This is a genomic window from Actinacidiphila acididurans (assembly GCF_016918855.1).
In the GTDB taxonomy this organism is placed as follows: Bacteria; Actinomycetota; Actinomycetes; order Streptomycetales; family Streptomycetaceae; genus Actinacidiphila; species Actinacidiphila acididurans.
Window position 1 is genome coordinate 148,845 of record NZ_JADKYB010000006.1, and the last position, 16,921, is coordinate 165,765.

15 protein-coding genes are annotated in these 16,921 nt (G+C 67.7%); 12 read left to right on the forward strand and 3 right to left on the reverse strand.

Annotated elements, in window-relative coordinates:
• Nucleotides 1-100 precede the first annotated feature (100 nt).
• The 5 genes from ITX44_RS13040 (at nt 101) to ITX44_RS13060 (ending at nt 5,417) form a co-directional block, all read left to right on the forward strand.
• Complete coding sequence (locus ITX44_RS13040) at nt 101-475, forward strand: hypothetical protein (RefSeq protein WP_205357323.1); 375 nt, start codon at nt 101-103, stop codon at nt 473-475.
• 126 nt (nt 476-601) lie between these two features.
• Nucleotides 602-1,099: a DUF6907 domain-containing protein gene (locus ITX44_RS13045; RefSeq protein ID WP_205357324.1), complete on the forward strand. Its 498-nt coding sequence runs from the start codon at nt 602-604 to the stop codon at nt 1,097-1,099.
• 192 nt (nt 1,100-1,291) lie between these two features.
• Nucleotides 1,292-1,573 carry a hypothetical protein gene (locus tag ITX44_RS13050; RefSeq protein ID WP_205357325.1) on the forward strand — a complete coding sequence of 94 codons (282 nt, stop codon included), beginning with the start codon at nt 1,292-1,294 and terminating at the stop codon, nt 1,571-1,573.
• A gap of 313 nt (nt 1,574-1,886) precedes the next feature.
• Nucleotides 1,887-2,387 (forward strand): DUF4357 domain-containing protein, encoded by a 501-nt coding sequence (locus tag ITX44_RS13055; RefSeq protein WP_236060495.1) that lies wholly within the window; start codon nt 1,887-1,889, stop codon nt 2,385-2,387.
• A 195-nt stretch (nt 2,388-2,582) separates the two neighbouring features.
• The gene (locus ITX44_RS13060) at nt 2,583-5,417 is read left to right on the forward strand and encodes a class I SAM-dependent DNA methyltransferase (RefSeq protein WP_205357326.1); all 2,835 of its coding nucleotides are present in this window, start codon (nt 2,583-2,585) and stop codon (nt 5,415-5,417) included.
• 613 nt (nt 5,418-6,030) lie between these two features.
• Here ITX44_RS13060 and ITX44_RS13065 read toward each other — a convergent pair.
• Nucleotides 6,031-6,807, reverse strand: a complete 777-nt coding sequence (locus tag ITX44_RS13065; protein WP_205357572.1) for a GntR family transcriptional regulator — start codon at nt 6,805-6,807, stop codon at nt 6,031-6,033.
• Nucleotides 6,808-6,970: 163 nt separating this feature from the next.
• Here ITX44_RS13065 and ITX44_RS13070 point away from each other — a divergent pair, with 163 nt between their 5' ends.
• From ITX44_RS13070 to ITX44_RS13085, 4 genes are all read left to right on the forward strand, one after another.
• Entirely contained in the window at nt 6,971-7,351 is a 381-nt protein-coding gene (locus ITX44_RS13070; RefSeq protein ID WP_205357327.1) for an SCO3933 family regulatory protein, read from the forward strand.
• Nucleotides 7,351-8,652, forward strand: coding sequence for an FtsK/SpoIIIE domain-containing protein (locus ITX44_RS13075; protein ID WP_205357328.1), 1,302 nt, complete (start codon nt 7,351-7,353; stop codon nt 8,650-8,652). The genes ITX44_RS13070 and ITX44_RS13075 overlap by 1 nt, the downstream gene beginning before the upstream one ends.
• A complete protein-coding gene (locus ITX44_RS13080; RefSeq protein ID WP_205357329.1) occupies nt 8,649-8,843 on the forward strand; it encodes a hypothetical protein in 195 nt (64 codons plus the stop codon). The genes ITX44_RS13075 and ITX44_RS13080 overlap by 4 nt, the downstream gene beginning before the upstream one ends.
• 375 nt (nt 8,844-9,218) lie before the next feature.
• Entirely contained in the window at nt 9,219-10,544 is a 1,326-nt protein-coding gene (locus ITX44_RS13085) for a replication initiator (RefSeq protein ID WP_372440911.1), read from the forward strand.
• A 143-nt stretch (nt 10,545-10,687) separates the two neighbouring features.
• Here the strand turns inward: ITX44_RS13085 and ITX44_RS13090 are convergent, their stop codons facing one another.
• The gene (locus tag ITX44_RS13090) at nt 10,688-12,133 is read right to left on the reverse strand and encodes a recombinase family protein (protein ID WP_205357330.1); all 1,446 of its coding nucleotides are present in this window, start codon (nt 12,131-12,133) and stop codon (nt 10,688-10,690) included.
• A 23-nt stretch (nt 12,134-12,156) separates the two neighbouring features.
• On the opposite strand from ITX44_RS13090, the gene ITX44_RS13095 reads away from it, so the two are divergent.
• On the forward strand, nt 12,157-13,287 hold the full coding sequence (locus ITX44_RS13095; protein WP_205357331.1) for a glycosyltransferase family 4 protein: 1,131 nt from the start codon (nt 12,157-12,159) through the stop codon (nt 13,285-13,287).
• Between the two features lie 100 nt (nt 13,288-13,387).
• Here ITX44_RS13095 and ITX44_RS13100 read toward each other — a convergent pair whose 3' ends face one another.
• Complete coding sequence (locus ITX44_RS13100; RefSeq protein WP_205357332.1) at nt 13,388-15,184, reverse strand: AMP-dependent synthetase/ligase; 1,797 nt, start codon at nt 15,182-15,184, stop codon at nt 13,388-13,390.
• Nucleotides 15,185-15,462: 278 nt separating this feature from the next.
• On the opposite strand from ITX44_RS13100, the gene ITX44_RS13105 reads away from it, so the two are divergent.
• Together ITX44_RS13105 and ITX44_RS13110 are read left to right on the forward strand one after the other, a co-directional pair.
• Nucleotides 15,463-16,224 carry a metallophosphoesterase family protein gene (locus tag ITX44_RS13105; protein WP_205357333.1) on the forward strand — a complete coding sequence of 254 codons (762 nt, stop codon included), beginning with the start codon at nt 15,463-15,465 and terminating at the stop codon, nt 16,222-16,224.
• A 157-nt stretch (nt 16,225-16,381) separates the two neighbouring features.
• The gene (locus tag ITX44_RS13110; RefSeq protein WP_205357334.1) at nt 16,382-16,921 is read left to right on the forward strand and encodes an SRPBCC family protein; all 540 of its coding nucleotides are present in this window, start codon (nt 16,382-16,384) and stop codon (nt 16,919-16,921) included.

The window sequence follows — 16,921 nt, forward strand, 5'->3', positions numbered from 1 at the left end:
CCGTTGCCGAACCTCCAAAGGATGCGCTGATGACGAAATCCGATTGTCTTTCCCCGGGCCGGAGCCCCCGCGCCCCCTCATCGGCCCCGGGGGCCACCTCATGATGCGGCGGCTCCCGTGGACCACGGAGAACGGCACGCCGTGCTACCTGAACTCCGGCGACAGCAGCTCGTCGTTCCTGTCGAACCTCGCTGACGGAATCGAGTCCGTACAGCTCGGAATGGGCGGCGAACTCATCGACTACGTCCAGGGGATGCTGGCGGCCGGCGAGCACGCCGAGAGCGAATGGCGCTACGTGGTCACCGCCCTGTGCAGGGCCTTGCAGGAGGTGATCCGCGTCGCCGAAAGCCGCGGCGAACGCCTCGGCCCTGCCGGTGAATCCGACACCGAGGCGGCCCGTGCAGCGCGCGCCGTCATCGACCGGTCGTTCCTCAAGGCCGGTGCCCGTACGGCTACCGCCCGCGACCTCACCTGATCTCCCGCCCCGGCCGGACACTTCCCTTCCGGCGCCGGTCACGCCGGGACCGGCCGGGGGCGGGTCCTTCACCACACCGCAGGCGGCACCGGACCGGGCGCCGCCACTGACAGAAGAAGCCTGATCATGACCTCTACCGCAACGTCCGCAACCGTCGCCGGGCCACCGGCACAGGGTGTCGTACCCGTGCTGCCCCGTCGCACCTGGACGATCACCGCCACGGACGACACCACCGCCAGCGGCTACCTGCCCGGCTGGGCCGAAGAAGACCCGAGCAGGACCAGCGTCCCTCCGGCCGCATTCCGCAACGCGGTCCACGACGTCATCCACCGCGCCCACTTCGACGGCCAGCTCCTACGCCCGGCCCGCGGCGGCTACGGCCCGGGAGAGGACACCTGGGCCCTGAACGGCACCATCGAGTGCATCCCCGACACCGACGACGGCACCCCGCCGATCCCGGTCGCCAACGTCCACATCATCGAGGACTTCTGGCTCACCGGCCTCGGCCCCGCCGACCTCGCGGCACTCGCCGGTCAACTCCGTACGCAGGCCGACCGTCTGGACAACGACGTACGACCCCGCCTCATCGCCTACCGCGCGGACTGGTCGACCCACAGCGGCTGACACGTCCGACGCCCGACGACAACCGAAAACGAAACCGGACCACCCCTGTGCCTGGACAGCGGAGGGGGTGGTCCGGCGGGGAATCCACGCGGGAACCCCGGTGCCGATGGTACCGGGGTGCTCGCCATGCCCTGATCCAACTGGCGCCACAGCCAACGGAGTTGAACACCAGGATCGGGGAGGCCACACACGATGGGCAGCGACGGCGCGGAACTCAACCCGGACGACATCCTCTGGGCCCCTGGGATCGACTACGTCGCCGGCTGGCGCGAAGCCAAGAACGCAGCCGAAGCCCTGGCCACAGCCCTGTTAACGGCCTGGCCCGACGCGGAAGACGTGACAGCGGTCGCCCAGTCGGCTGCGGACGGCTCCGGCCTCGTCCAGCTCCACATCCCTCCATCCACCGCGCGGGCCCTGGCCGCACTGGTCCGCGGTTCGGCGGCTGGTCGCGGCGGGCAGCGCTCGGCATCGTGACCTCTGCAGGGCTTGCCTGAGCGTTCGCCTGCCGACCTTGTGATCCGTAGCTCTAGCCGGAATGGGTCGCTGCGCTCTCCGTTGGCATGGTCGCACCCGCACCCGTGTGTCCCAGTCGCCCGCTGCAGCGACGGCAACAAGGAGCGACTGTGAGGAACTTTGCCCAGACGCCGCCGAACACATCCGACGGAGTCATAGCACCCTGACCTCTCCATATACGCAGTGGGTCATACTCACGCGTCGGCGAAAGACCAGGATTGATCACATTCGATCGAATACCGACAGAGTGCGATCGATTTCTACCGATTTAAAGATGCGCCACTTGCTGTTCTCCTTGAATGCTGGCAAGCTCAGATTCAAGAAGCGGGTTCCAAAAAGCGGAATCCGATTGAGAGGGGGACCTATGCCCACACTCAGCATCCACTTCGAGCCCGAGATCATCGCTCACCTGGCGAAGGCGTCCGCCAACGACACGATTCACCTGAGCCTATCCCTGGGCGAAGGTGACGAACCGGTAGCACCCACCCCTGTCGTCCCTCGCGGTCCTCTGGCCGAGCTTATGAAGGCTGGCTTGCTGAAGGCCGGCGCCGTGCTCACCTTTCACCAACCTCGCGTGGACCGTCGGGGGCGAGCGGTCGTCACTGGGGACGGGGAGTTGATCGTCGATGGCCATCCTGCACCCTTCCCCTCTCCGTCCAATGCGGCTGCTGCGGTGACCGGTAACCCGATCAACGGGTGGACACTTTGGCACCTTGAGGATGGCCAGACGTTGGACGACCTGCGAAAGGCCCTCAAGCGCAAGATCCACAGGTGACCTTGGCGTCTAACCTGACACACCATCATTAATCAGTAGGAGACCGACATCTAGCGCCCTAGTGACTCGTGTCCCGCCTGGTAGTTCGTGATCAAGACGGCTACCAGGCGGGCAACTCCAGTTCGGTCCGCCCTCTCTGGGACTACTTGACGCGCTGCGGTGTCAGATGCCCACTTCATCCCTTAACCTGCTCCCATGGTGACCCGTGGATCTGAGACCCTGCGCGCGCAACTCGACGCTTTCGTCAGGTATCGCAAGGAACATTTGACTGGTGACGAGAAGGGTGAAGCTCAGGTCTTCCTAGACCGCCTCTTTCGAGCCTTCGGGCACGATGGTGTTAGGGAAGCGGGAGCCACCTTGGAGATGCGGATAAAGAAGAGGAACCAAAGGGGAACCGCTTTTGCTGACTTGATGTGGAAGCCTCGATGCCTGATCGAGATGAAAAAAGTAGGGACGAATCTCAAGAGACATTATCGGCAGGCTTTCGATTATTGGGTGCAGGCCGTTCCGGATCGACCCCGATACGTGATGCTCAGCAATTTTGATGAGTTCTGGATTTATGACTTCGATCAGCAACTCGATGAACCAGTTGACCGCGTTGCACTAGAGGACCTTCCCCAACGTTCCGATGCATTCGCCTTTCTCCTTCCATACGAAGAAAGACCGATCTTCCGTAACGATCTCGTAGCGGTAACCCGGGAAGCGGCCACTGATGTTGCGCGAGTGTTCAAGCAGATTCACGCTCGCGGCATTCCGCGCATTAAGGCCCAGCTGTTCACATTGCAGTCCGTAATGGCCATGTTCGCCGAAGATATAGGGATGCTGCCCAGTCATTCCTTTTCGCGAGCGCTGGATGACTCAACGACGGGCAGTGATGCCTATGACCTTCTTTTCGGTCTCTTCCGTGAGATGAATACGCCCGGCACTACTCCTGCGGGACGCTACAAGGGGACACCTTATTTTAATGGCGGCTTGTTCGCCGAAGTTTATCCCGTTGAACTAACAAATGATGAGCTAAACGACTTGCGCCATGCCTGCGAGACGGATTGGTCGGAGGTACGCCCAGAAATCTTCGGCACCCTCTTCGAGGGATCCATGGACGAAGGAGAGCGGCACGCCCAGGGTGCACATTTTACCAGTCAGGCGGACATTGCTAAAATTGTAGGCCCGACCATAGTGAATCCCTGGCGAGAGAAGATCGGCGCCGCCAGTACTATTTCCGAACTCGAAAATCTACTTATTGAGCTGAGCCACTATAGAGTTCTGGATCCAGCATGTGGTTCAGGCAATTTTCTGTACGTCGCCTACCGTGAACTGCGCCGCATTGAACACGAAATCGCGACTTTGGTTACCGAGAGACGGCGCGGGCGGCATGCTGGTCAGCAGACTATCTCGTATGTACCGACAGATCATTTTTTTGGCATAGATGTCAACCCGTTCGCAGTTGAGGTAGCCAAAGTCACCATGATGCTGGCTAAAAAACTTTCGACCGTTGAGCTGGATGATCACCAAGAAGTGCTGCCGCTTGACAACCTTGACAATGTGATCATTGCGGCCGACGCGCTCTTCTGCGAGTGGCCTCAAGCTGACGCAATCATTGGGAACCCTCCGTATCTCGGTCGCCGAAAGATGGTCGCCGAGCTAGGCGCCGAGTACTGCCAGCGATTGCTGAGAGAGTACCCAAACGTGGCTGGCGTGTCCGACTTCGTGACTTACTGGTTTCCGTTGGCCCATGATCATTTGCCCCAGGGGGGGCGTGCTGGCATGGTCGCGACCAAGACAATCCGGGAAAATGACTCCAGGAAGTCCAGCTTGGATTACATCTCAGATAACAACGGAACAATCTTTGAGGCCGTTTCTAGTCAGCCGTGGTCAGGGGATGCGGTTGTGCACGTTTCATTGGTTAACTGGGCCAAAGGGATCGACGTGAGCCCCAAAGTTCTTTGGCTGAACGATGGGCAACTGCGCCTTGAGGTAGAGGAAATCTCGCCGACCCTTCGGCCAGGATTTGACGTTCGCAAGGCTTGCGACTTGGAAGCTAACGCGAAACCGCAAGTTTGCTTCCAAGGCCAAACACCTGGTGTCACAAAGGGATTTGTTATTGACCGCGCCACTAGGCATGTTCTTACACGTGACGAGAAAGCTCGCGATGTGATCCACCCATTCTTGGGTGGTCGAGAGATGCTGCGTGACACGTCCATCGAGCGATGGATTATTGATATCCAGGATGCGGATCTACTGAGCGCTGAATCTCGCTATCCGGGCCTCATGCAACACTTGGCAAGTTCAGTTCTACAGGAGCGCGAAAAGGCCGCAGCTAAGGAAAAGGAGAGAAATGGGAAGGCCATCAATGTCAACCCCAAGGCTAAGGTGAACAAGCACCACGCGAACTTTCTTGCTAAGTGGTGGAACCTGTCGTATAGGCGCAACGACATGCTCGAAGCGGTCTTGCCTCTAGATAGGTACCTCGCTACATCGCGAGTGGCGAGTGTGAATCGACCGACGGTTTTCACGTTCGTCGACTCAAGGATTCACCCAAGTGATTCCATGACAGTCTTTGCGCTAGATGATGATTACTCGTTCGGTGTGCTGAGTAGTGAATTTCACAGCGCTTGGGTCAGGGCTCGTTGTTCATATTTGAAGGGCGATCCCCGCTACACCTCTACGACCGTCTGGGAGAGCTTCCCTTGGCCTCAGTCGCCAACTCCGGCGAAGGTCAGAGGCGTGGCGAATGCAGCCGCCGAGCTTTTGCGGTTGCGGCAGAAGTATCTGGATCGGGGCATCCCCCTGGAGCGGCAGTATGCTTCCTTGCTGCGGCCCGGCCAGAACGAGCTGAAGAAACTGCATGACCAATTGACTGAGGCCGTTAGGAAGGCCTACGGTTTCACAAAGTCGGATGACTATCTTGATCAGCTCTTCGCACTAAACAAGAACCTTGCCGAAACTGCTGATGGAGTCTGGGGCCCTGGGGCAAGGGGGTTTGACGGGGCTCGTTCGACGGACTACAGAATTCTTCCTCCGGTCGGGTGACGGCTCCTGGCAGCGATAAGAGCGGACGGAGTCTTTCTTCTTTCCGCACGTTCCGGTGCTCGGAAAACCAGACCCCGGGTTTAGGAAGTACTGTACGATTCTCGGTTCGAAAGATTCCACAACTCTCATGCCCGCAGCGCAGCGGCCAGACCGGGTTCTCCATTACAGGCTCAATCCCCAGCCCGGTGGCTCTCATCCCGTCTGCCATCGGCCCGCACTCTTGTGGAGCGGGCGTGGTTCAGGGCGTCAAGGTGGAGCGCGCCACTGTATGAGCGACCTTGACGGCCTGGGCCGCGTCTGCTCGGCTTGTCCCGGGTCGATGGCAGGCGGGATGGGAGTTCCCGCACCGCCCACGACGAACGTGCGGGCGCCGGCCGGGCCTGGTCCATCTCGGAGCCTGAGCGCCCCTGCCGGAGGCATCGCTCTGACCTGGGCTGTGTGGTCTCGGCTCATGACATCGGCTTCCCCATCATGGGCGCGCGCGGTGCCGGCCGGGCCGAGCGGGGCGGAGACATGAGCGACGGCGCGGCCGGGCGCCGGACGCGCGCCCGGCGGAGCGGCAGCGACGCCGGGTGCCTTGAGTAAGTGGAGACAGGTTTCGACAGTCCCGGCTTCAGCGGATGGCGCTGAGGTTGCGGGGCTGTTCGGGGGCGATGCGGTAGGTGAGTTGGGTGCGGTCGGCGCTGGTGCGGAGGGTTTCGAGGATCAAGGGCTGGTCGCCGCTGCCGTGCGTGACGCGGGTCGTTTCCAGGAGCGGTGTGGCGTCGTGGAGGTGGAGGGTGGTGCGTTCGTCAGGGAGGGGCATGCGGGCGCGGACGGTTTCGGTCCAGTGCAGGGTGTGGCCGGCTTCGGTGAACAGGGCGTAGATGGCGGCAGGTTCGGTGTCGGGGTGGTCGGCCAGTTCGGTGCCTTCGGCGGTGGCGAAGGGGATCAGCGTCTGGTGGAGGGCGCGGGTGCCGGTTGTGGGGTCGATCAGTAGGCGGTCGACGCCGAAGAGCGCTTCGCCTTCTTCGAGGCCGAGCAGAGGGCCCGTGGCCATGGTGGTTGTCGTGCGGTAGGCGTGCGGCTTTTCGGGCTGTTGCCAGCCGGCCCCACCGTCGAGGGTGAAGGTGCCGCCGTTGTCGTGGCTGACGGTGCGCTCGATCGTCAAGGCGGGGGTGGGTGCTCCGCGGACGTAGCTGCCTTTGCCGTGGACGACGTCGATGAGTCCTTCGGTGCGCAGGGCGGCGACGGCGTTGCGGACGGTGGGGCGGGAGACGCCGTAGCGCTCGATGAGCTGGGTCTCGGAGGGGAGCAGCGTGCCGGGCGGATATTCGCCCGTGGCGATGGCGTCGCGGATGGCTGCGGCGACCTGGCGGTAGAGCGCTCCCGGGCGCTGGATCTGTGACATGCCGTTCCCCTCGCTGGCGCGGTGACCCGTCGTCTCGCTCACGTCACTCGTCAGCATAAGTGGTTGCGTTCCGGCGTCAAGAGTTGCACACTCATCACTCGTCAGTACGAGTGACGTCAGGTGAGTGCTTGGCGTCCGGATGGCCGAGGAGGCCGAACCACTCATGCAGTCCATACCGGTGGACACCTCTCGCCTGGGCGTGCTGCGGTGCGCCGTGGCGCCCGAGGCGAAGATCAGCAACTTCGAGACACAGGAGGTCAAGAAGGACAGGGACGGCAACACGATCTACACCGTCGGCGTGATGGTCCGCCAGGAAGGGCGGCGGGTCTCGGTGATCGAGGTCGCCGTGACCGGCGAACCGGTGGGCGTGGTCGAGGGCAGCGAGGTGCGGATCACGGGCCTGGAGGCGTTCTCCTGGTCGATGGGGGACCGGCACGGCGTCAGCTTCCGCGCCTCAGCCATCACCCCCGCACCCACCACACCCGCCCGCGCCTCCGCTCCCGGGGCCGCGTCCGGGTCGGGCAAGTCGGGTGGTGGTGCCTGATGGGGCACCCGATCCTCTTAGCGTTCGCCCTGGCAGTGCTGGCCTGGGGCCTGGTGGTCTCCCGGGAGCTGCGGGAGCGGCGGCCGGACTGGTTCTGGTACCTGACCGGTTACGGGCCGGCCGCCCTGCGAGTTGTGCTCACGTGGCGGAAGGTGGCCCGGCTCAACGACCTCGCTGTCTCCTACGGCTCCAACCGCCGCGCGCTCGGCGGCCTCGCGGTCAAGGGAACGCCTCTGCGGCTGAAGGTCCCCCGCCTGAAGGGGGTCCGGCCGCTGCCGAACGGGCTGGCCGTGCGGGTGCGGCTGCTGCCGGGGCAGACGCCGGTGCCGTTCATCGAGGCGGGCGAGGCGATGGCGCACGCCTGGCGCATGTTCGCGGTGCGCGTCACCTCACCCCGCCGGGGCATCGTCCTCATCACCGCCACCGCCGGTGATCCGCTGGCCGAACCCGCGCTCCCCCGGGACGGCGCGGCGGTGCCGTTGCTGTCGGCGGTCGTCGGGGCCTTGGAGACCGGCGGGGCGTGGGTGGTGGACTTCCGGCGCGAACCCCACTGGCTCGTGGTGGGCGCCACCCGCTCGGGGAAATCCACGCTGCTCGCCCGGCTTGTGACGCAGTTGGCTCCGCAGCCGGTGGCCCTGGTCGGGGTGGACTGCAAGGGCGGCATGGAACTCGGCCTGTTCCGTAAGCGGCTCTCGGCGCTGGCCACCTTCCGCAAGGAAGCCGTGACCTTGTTCGGCGGCCTGGTGGTGGAGATTCAGCACCGTATGCAGGTGTGCCGGGCGGCCGGCGCACGCTCCATCTGGGAACTCCCCGAGAGCGAGCGGCCGGTGCCGGTGGTCGTCCTGGTGGACGAGATGGCGGAGCTGTACCTGACCAACGGCTCGAAAGAGGACCGGGCCGAGGCCGAGCAGTGCTCCACCTACCTTCTGCGCCTGGCCCAACTCGGCGCCGCGCTGGGGGTGCACCTGGTCATCGCCGGTCAGCGTGTCGGATCCGACCTCGGCCCCGGGGTCACCGCCCTGCGCGCCCAGCTCGGCGGCCGGATCTGCCACCGCGTCAACGACCCCGGCACCGCCGAGATGACCCTCGGCGACCTCCACAAAGACGCCGTTGCGGTCGCCCAGACCATCCAGGCCGGCGAACAAGGCGTGGCGGTCACCACCGCGGATGCGGTCGGCTGGGTCCGGGCCCGCTCCCACCTGACCACGCCCCAGGACGCGGCACGGCTGGTCGGACAGTACGCCGACCGCACACCCCACCTGCCCTACCTCACCGCCACAGGCGAGGAGGCCGGGCAGTGACCATAACTTGGCAGATCCCCCTGGTCGCCGTCTTCGGCCTGGTCTCCGTGCTGCTGGTGCGGGGACGGGACGTACGGGTGTGGGAAGCGGCGGTACTCGCGCTGTTCGGCTACTACCTCGCCCAGTCACCCGTCAGCGGCTCGGTCGCCTCCACCGTGCAGTGGGCACTGAGCGGCTTCCTCCACACCTGAAGATCAGAAAGGGGCCCTGACCGGCATGCCCATGAGCCGCGTCCGCTGCCCGGCCTGCAAAGGCGAGGGAGCACGCACCACCTGGACCGGACGTCGCCACCGCTGCCGCATCTGCCGCGGCAACGGCACCATCCGCTAACCACCCGACCACCACCGAACCCACACGCGAGGAGTGATCACCATGCACCTCCCCTTCCCCTCGACCACCCGTGCCGCCGCATCGGCGGCCCACCCCGGAAGAGCCCCGCCATCACCCCGCAGAACACACCGGCTGCCAGGCGCGCCACCCTCGACCATGCGGCGCGCCTGGCACACCTGTCCGACACCGACCGCGACGTCATCCGCCTCGCCAACCACCCCCAGTACGCCCGCTGGCTGGACCAGATCACCGCCACCGGCGGCTGCGCCCACCCCGTCCACCTCTCCGGCCACACCACCACCCGCGACACCCGCACCGGAGAAGTCCTCCACCACTACGACACCACCAGCGAGCCCTTCGAACGGCTCCCCGTCCGCTGCCGCAACCGCCGCTCCACAGTCTGCGAACCCTGCTCCCGCCTCCACGCCGGCGACACCTACCACCTGGTACGCGCCGGACTCACCGGCGGCAAAACCGTGCCCGAAGACGTACGACACCACCCCCGCATCTTCGCCACCCTCACCGCACCCGGCTTCGGCCCCGTCCACCGCGCGAACAACGGCAAGCGGTGCAACCCCCGGCGCGGCAGCGGCCAGTGCGAGCACGGGCGGGCACTCGGCTGCGGCCTGGAACACGGCGACGCTGACCCGCTCGTCGGACAGCCCCTCTGCCCCGACTGCTACGACTACGCCGGACACGTCCTGTGGCACGCACACGCCGGACGCCTCTGGAAAGCGTTCACCGACAACCTCCACCACCACCTCGCCACCCGTACCGGCCAGACCAGAACCGCCCTCCGCCGCACCCTCCGCATCTCCTACGCCAAGGTCGCCGAATACCAGCGGCGCGCCGCCGTCCACGTCCACGCCGTCATGCGCCTCGACGGAGCAAGCGGCCCCGACGAACCACCCCCGCCCTCGGCGGACGCCTCCGCGCTGGCCGACTCCGTACGCAGTGCCGCCGCAGCCGTCCACCTGACCCTCCCGTACCACCCGGCCCTCGGCGAGCACGAACTGCGCTGGGGTGTCCGACTCGACGCCCGGCCCCTACGCGCCGATGGCGGCCCCGAAACCTTGACCGACGACGCCGTAGCCGCATACGTGGCCAAGTACGTCACCAAAGGCGCCACCGACACCGGCGCCGGACTCGACCACCGCATCGACAACCCCGCACACATCACCACGGCCCCGGTCACCCCGCACGTCCGCACCCTCATGGCCACCTGCTGGCACCTGAGCAGCCTGCCCGAACTCGAACCCCTCCACCTGCGTGCCTGGGCCCACACCCTCGGCTACCGCGGCCACATCCTCACCAAATCCCGCGTGTACTCCACCACGTACACCGCCCTACGCGAGGAGCGCGCACAACACCGCGGCGCACACAGCACCATCGCCGACGACCCCGGCACCGTAACCGAATCCCAGTGGCGTTACGCCGGCTCCGGCCACACCCCCGGCGCCGCACTCATCGCCGCCGGCATCGCCGACGACCTGGCACGCAACCGGGAAGTGGCGCGGGACGCGTCCAACACGGCCACCGGGGGCGCCGTTGGTACCGGATGAGCTGCGGCGGATGGTGACCGCCTCCCGAGCGCGGCAGGGACTCCCCCCGGTCATCGAGGACCTGGCCGTCATAGAGCGGGTGGCGCTCGTCTTCGCGCTCGTAGAGCCCCAGACCGGCTCTCCCGCCGTGCGGCGCCCTCCCGCTACGCGATCCAGTCGAAGACGAACCGCTCCGGATTCCACCGCTTGCGGGGATTCGCCGGAACGACGCTGATCGACCGTACGCACGCCGTGATGATCGCCCGGCGCTGGGAGGTGTTCAGCTTCTCCCACCGGTCCCGCATGTCCTCGAAGGAGCCGACGAAGTCCAGCAGGACAGCGGAGCGTGAGACCTTGGACAGCTTGGCGCGGTTGCGCTGCAACCGGTCCTCGATCGGCTGCCGGGCCACCATCCATTCCTTGCGGGTGATTCTGCGTTCGCCCATGTCCCGGGCCAGCTCCTCCAGCTCCTCCTCGTCGGCGCGGATCTCCTCGTAGAGCTCGGTTCCGGCGCCGTCCGACCCTCGTAACCGGTCCACGAACGCCGGGGACTCCAGTGCTGCCAGGACCATGTCCCGTACGTGGTCGTCGGTCCGTTCCGCCACGGTTCCCGTGCCGCCGCACGCATCCGTGCCGGGGACGTTCGGGCAGACGTAGCGCGGAACGCCGGACCGCGGTCGGCCGACCATGCCATGCCCGCACACGGTGCCGTCGGGCCTGGGCTTTCCGCACCGCAGGACGCCCGACAGGAGGTAGCTGCGCCGCTGCGTGCCCTCGACGCTGGTCCGCCGGTTCGGGTCGGTGAAGGCGGCGCGTATTCGGTCGGAGTCCTCGTGGCTGATGATCCCCGGCCACACGGCGTCGGCGACGATCTGGCCGAGAAGAGGGCGCGTGCCCTGCCAGGAGTCGCCCGGCGTGTGCTCCCGGCGTCCGCTGATGCGGGCGGAGGCAAGGAGAGCCCGGAGCCCCTTCGGCTTCCACGGCTTGCCCGCCGGGCTGACGACGCCCCGGGCCTGCCAGTCCCGGCAGATGCTCGACAGGCTCTCGCTGGCCAGGACGCGGCGCGCGCCCTCCCGTATGAGAGCGGCTTCGCTCTCCCGGACCGTGATCCGGTCGTCCTCGTACCCGAAGGGACGGTTGCCGCCTCCCGAGACCTTCCCGGCCTCGGCGGCCTGGCGGCGCTGCCGCATCTGGCGCTCGGCCTTGTGCTCCGCCTCGTGCCGGGCGGCGGCGCCCAGCATGCGCGCGACCATGCGGCCGGTCGGCGTCGCAAGATCGATCTCGCCGCTCACCGTGGCCAGATCGAGGCCGTGGCGGTCGGCAAGGTCGATCACGTCCTCCAGCTCACGCGGGGAGCGGGTGAGACGGTCCACGTGCCAGCACACGATGGCATCGACACGCCCGGCGCGCACGGCTGCCAGGAGTTCCTGCCACTGGGGCCGGGGCGCACCCGAATACGCGCTCACGTCGTTGTCCGGATAGACTCCTACGACGTCCCAGTCCTTGCGGGCACATAACGTCCGGCAGTCCTCCTCCTGGCGGGCCACGCCCAACCCGGCGCCGCCCCGATCCTGACTGATCCGGCAGTAGATCGCTGCTCGCCTCCTCATAGGTCACATAGGTACACCCTGGCGTGGACAAGACCCTGATCGTCACCAATGACTTTCCGCCCCGGCCCGGGGGGATTCAGTCCTTCGTGCACAACATGGCGCTGCGGATGGACCCCGGGAAGGTGGTGGTCTACGCCTCCACCTGGCGGGACGGCTCCGAGGTGGCGCGGTTCGACGCCGAGCAGCCGTTTCCGGTGGTGCGGGACAAGGCGAAGGTGCTGCTGCCGAGTCCGCGGGTGAACGCGCGGGCGGCGGAGCTGCTGCGGGAGCACGGCTGCTCGTCCGTGTGGTTCGGGGCCGCCGCGCCGCTGGGGCTCATGGGGCCGACGCTGCGGGCGGCCGGGGCGCGGCGGCTGGTCGGCACCACACACGGGCACGAGGCCGGCTGGGCGCAACTGCCCGCCAGCCGGCAGTTGCTGCGCCGTATCGGCGAGCGCACCGACACGCTCACCTATCTCGGCGAGTACACCCGCTCCCGGATCGCCACCGCGGTGACCCCCCGCGCCGCCGCCAGGATGGTCCAACTGCCGCCCGGCGTCGACGAGAAGACCTTTTATCCCGGATCCGGCGGCGCGGTGGTACGGGCCCGGCTCGGGCTCGCCGACCGGCCGGTGGTGGTCTGCGTGTCCCGCCTGGTGGCCCGCAAGGGCCAGGACACCCTGATCCTCGCCCTGCCGCGGATCCTGCGCGAGTTCCCCGACGCGGTGCTGCTGATCGTGGGCGACGGGCCGTACCGCCGCGACCTGGAACGGCTCGCGGCACGTACCGGCGTGACCGCGGCCGTCCGCTTCACCGGCGCGGTGCCCTGGGAGGAACTGCCCGTGCACTACGGCGCCGGCGACGTGTTCGCCATGCCCTGCCGCACCCGGCTCGGCGGCCTGGACGTCGAAGGGCTCGGCATCGTCTACCTGGAAGCCTCCGCGACCGGCCTGCCCGTCGTGGCCGGCGACTCCGGCGGCGCCCCCGACGCGGTCCTGGAGGGCGAGACCGGCTACGTCGTGCGCGGCGGCTCCCCGCACCAGACCGCCGACCGCGTCCTCACCCTGCTGCGCGACCCCGAACTGCGCAGCCGGCTCGGCGAACGCGGCCGCCAGTGGGTCGAGGAGGCCTGGCGCTGGGACCTGCTGGCCGACCGGCTGATGTCACTGCTCTAGCGCCCGCGAACGCACAAGGGCCCGGCAGCACCCACGGAACGCACGTGGCCGGGCCCGGCGCCACGGAAGCACGGCCCCGCGGACCGACACGTACCGCCCCTCAGGACGTGTACAGCGCCTCGATCTCGGCCGCGAAGTCCTTGGCGACCACATTCCGCCGCAGCTTCATCGACGGCGTGACATGGCCGGACTCCTCGGTGAACTGCCCGGTGAGAATGCGGAACTTGCGCACCGACTCGGCGCGGGAGACCGCCGCGTTGCCCTCGTCCACCGCGTGCTGGACGGCGGCCAGCAGGTCGGGGTCGGCGGCCAGGTCCGCCGCGCTGCGGCCGGTCTTGCCGTGCTGCTCCGCCCAGCGCGGCAGGAACTCCTCGTCCAGCGTGATCAGCGCGGCCACGAACGGCCGGCCGTCGCCGACCACCATGCACTCGGCGATCAGCGCGTCGGCCCGGATCCGGTCCTCTATCACCGCGGGCGCGACGTTCTTCCCGGCGGCGGTGACGATGATCTCCTTCTTGCGGCCGGTGATGGTGAGGTAGCCCTCCTCGTCCAGCGTGCCCACGTCACCGGTGTGGAACCAGCCGTCGGCCATCGCCTCGGCGGTGGCCTGCTCGTTGTTCCAGTAGCCGGTGAACAGGTGCTCGCCGTAGAGCAGCACCTCGCCGTCGTCGGCGATCCTGATCGTGGAGCCGGGCAGCGGCTGGCCCACCGTGCCGATCCGCGGCCGGTCGGCCGGGTTGAAGGCGGTGGCCGCGCAGGACTCGGTCAGGCCGTAGCCCTCCAGCACCGTGAACCCTATGCCGCGGTAGAAGTGGCCGAGCCGCTCGCCCAGCGGGGCGCCGCCGGAGATCGCGTGGGTGGCCCGGCCGCCGAGGACCGCGCGGAGCTTGCTGTACACCAGGCGGTCGAACACCCGGTGGGCCAGGCGCAGTTTGAGCGAGGGGCCGGCCGCGGTGTCCAGCGCCTTGCTGTACTCGATGGCGGTCGCCGCGGCCTTGTCGAAGACCTTGCCCTTGCCGCCGGCCTGCGCGGTGGCCCGCGCCGAGTTGTAGACCTTCTCGAACACCCGCGGTACGCCCAGGATCAGCGTCGGGCGGAAGCCCTGCAGGTCGTCGGTGAGGTGCTTGATGTCCGGCACGTGGCCGAGCCGGATCGGCGCCATGACGGCGGCCACCTCCACCAGCCGGCCGAATACGTGTGCCAGCGGCAGGAAGAGCAGCACCGAGTTCTCGCCGGTGCTGAACAGCGGGCCCAGCCGCTCCACCACGTTGCCGCACTCGGCGAAGAAGCTGCGGTGGGTGAGCATGCAGCCCTTGGGGCGGCCGGTGGTGCCCGAGGTGTAGACGATGGTGGCGGGGGAGTCGGCGTTCGCCGTGCCCGACCGCTCGTCCACCACCGCTTCGGAGATGTCGGTGCCCGCGGTCCGCAGCGCCTCCACCGCGCCGTTGTCGAGCCGCCAGACGTGCTTGAGCTGCGGCAGCCGGTCCCGTACCGACTCCACCGACCGGTCGTGCTCGGCGGACTCCACCACGACCGCCACCGCGCCGGAGTCGCCGAGGATCCACTCCACCTGCGAGGGGGAGGACGTCTCGTAGACGGGTACGGTGACCCCGCCGGCGCTCCAGATCGCGAAGTCCAGCAGCGTCCACTCGTACCGGGTGCGGGACATCAGGGCGACCCGGTCGCCGGGCTGCACCCCGGAGGCGATCAGCCCGCGGGCCACCGACCGCACTTCGGCGAGGAAGTCGGCGGCGGTGACGTCGGTCCAGCGGCCGGCGGCGTCCTTGCGGCCGATGACGGGGGTGTCCGGATGCTGTGCGGCGTTGCGGCGGATCAGGTCCGTCAGGTTGCCGTCCGCGGGGACCTCGTACAGGGCCGGAAGGCTGAACTCACGCAAGGCTGCTGCTCCTCAACGGTGCCACGGTGCACCCGGAGGGGGGACGGAGATGGACGGCACGGACGTTACCCATGGGTAAAGCTCCGGCGATAGAGGCGCAGTCACAGATGTTCTGAGCATCACACTGTTTTCGGCATCACACTACCGAGCCCGCCGGGACGGGCCCGCGCGGCGGTAGACCAGCACACTAGACCAGCCGCCCGCCCTCCCGCAGGTGACCCGCTGGCGGACCGCCGCGATCCGGCTCGGACCGCGGCAGGCCCCTATATGGTGACGTCATGAGGGTGCATGTGGTGAGTGACGTGCATGGTGCGGCCGAGGCACTCGCCCGCGCCGGTGACGGTGCCGACGCCCTGATCTGCCTCGGCGACCTGGTGCTCTTCCTCGATTACGCCGATCACTCCCGCGGTATATTCCCCGACCTGTTCGGCGCCGAGAACGCCGACCGCCTGGTGGAACTGCGCACCGCCCGCCGCTTCGAGGAGGCCCGCGCGCTCAGCCAGGAGCTGTGGGCGGGCCTGGACCAGCGGGCCACCATCGAGGCGGGCGTGCGCAAGCAGTACGCGGAACTCTTCGCCGCCTTCCCCACCCCTACGTACGCCACCTACGGCAATGTCGACGTGCCCGCCCTGTGGCCGGAGTACGCCCTGCCCGGCACCACCGTCCTGGACGGCGCGACCGCGGAGATCGGCGGCCGCCGCTTCGGCTTCGTCGGCGGCGGGCTGCCCACCCCGATGCGGACCCCGTACGAGATCGGCGAGGAGGAGTTCGCGGCCAAGGTCGCCGCCGTCGGCGAGGTCGACGTGCTCTGCTCGCACATCCCGCCCGCGATACCCGAGTTGTGCTACGACACCGTCGCCCGCCGGTTCGAGCGGGGCAGCGAGGCCATCCTGGAGGCGATCCGGCTCACCCAGCCGAAGTACGCGCTCTTCGGGCACGTGCACAACCCGCTGATCCCCCGGACCAGGATCGGCCGCACCGAGTGCGTCAACGTCGGCCACTTCAACCACACCCGTACGCCATGGGCGCTCCAGTGGTGAGCGGGGTGATCACGGCGGGGCCCGGGCGCGGTAGCCTTCAGCGCAGCCGGCGGACGGCCCGGCGCAACCGTCACCGGCACGGCGGGCGACCGGTCCGGCAGCAGTCACAGCAGCAGTCCGAGCAGCACATCCAGCAGTAGTCCGGAGGGCCACGGCGATGGCGGAACACACGCGGTCGAGCATCACGATCGAGGCGGCGCCGGCCGTCGTCATGGGCGTCATCGCCGACTTCGACCGCTATCCGGAGTGGACCGGCGAGGTCAAGGAGGCCGAGGTGCTGGCCACCGACCCGGCCGGCCGCGCCGAGCAGGTGCGGCTGCTGCTGGACGCCGGCGCCATCAAGGACGACCACACCCTGGCCTACCGCTGGGTCGGCGACAACGAGGTGCACTGGTCGCTGGTGAAGTCCCAGATGCTGCGCGTGCTGGACGGCTCCTACGCCCTGGCGCCGCTGGACGGCGGGGTCCGCACCGAGGTCACCTACCAGCTCACCGTGGACGTCAAGATCCCGATGCTGGGGATGATCAAGCGCAAGGCCGAGAAGGTCATCATCGACCGGGCGCTGGCCGGGCTGAAGAAGCGGGTGGAGACGCCGCCGGAGCCCGCGGACGGCACCCTCGGCGACACGGGTGACGGCACCGGGGGCGACGCGGGCGGCCCGGCGAAGGACGCCGCCGGACCGCACGACGGCGCCTGA

Bases quoted from the DNA above. Each gene is read 5' to 3' on its own strand.
- ITX44_RS13045 (WP_205357324.1), top strand. From the start codon at position 602: ATGACCTCTACCGCAACGTCCGCAACCGTCGCCGGGCCACCGGCACAG.
- ITX44_RS13040 (WP_205357323.1), top strand. From the start codon at position 101: ATGATGCGGCGGCTCCCGTGGACCACGGAGAACGGCACGCCGTGCTAC.
- ITX44_RS13070 (WP_205357327.1), top strand. From the start codon at position 6,971: ATGCAGTCCATACCGGTGGACACCTCTCGCCTGGGCGTGCTGCGGTGC.
- ITX44_RS13090 (WP_205357330.1), bottom strand. From the start codon at position 12,133: ATGAGGAGGCGAGCAGCGATCTACTGCCGGATCAGTCAGGATCGGGGC.
- ITX44_RS13065 (WP_205357572.1), bottom strand. From the start codon at position 6,807: ATGTCACAGATCCAGCGCCCGGGAGCGCTCTACCGCCAGGTCGCCGCA.
- ITX44_RS13075 (WP_205357328.1), top strand. From the start codon at position 7,351: ATGGGGCACCCGATCCTCTTAGCGTTCGCCCTGGCAGTGCTGGCCTGG.
- ITX44_RS13105 (WP_205357333.1), top strand. From the start codon at position 15,463: ATGAGGGTGCATGTGGTGAGTGACGTGCATGGTGCGGCCGAGGCACTC.
- ITX44_RS13110 (WP_205357334.1), top strand. From the start codon at position 16,382: ATGGCGGAACACACGCGGTCGAGCATCACGATCGAGGCGGCGCCGGCC.
- ITX44_RS13050 (WP_205357325.1), top strand. From the start codon at position 1,292: ATGGGCAGCGACGGCGCGGAACTCAACCCGGACGACATCCTCTGGGCC.
- ITX44_RS13060 (WP_205357326.1), top strand. From the start codon at position 2,583: ATGGTGACCCGTGGATCTGAGACCCTGCGCGCGCAACTCGACGCTTTC.
- ITX44_RS13055 (WP_236060495.1), top strand. From the start codon at position 1,887: ATGCGCCACTTGCTGTTCTCCTTGAATGCTGGCAAGCTCAGATTCAAG.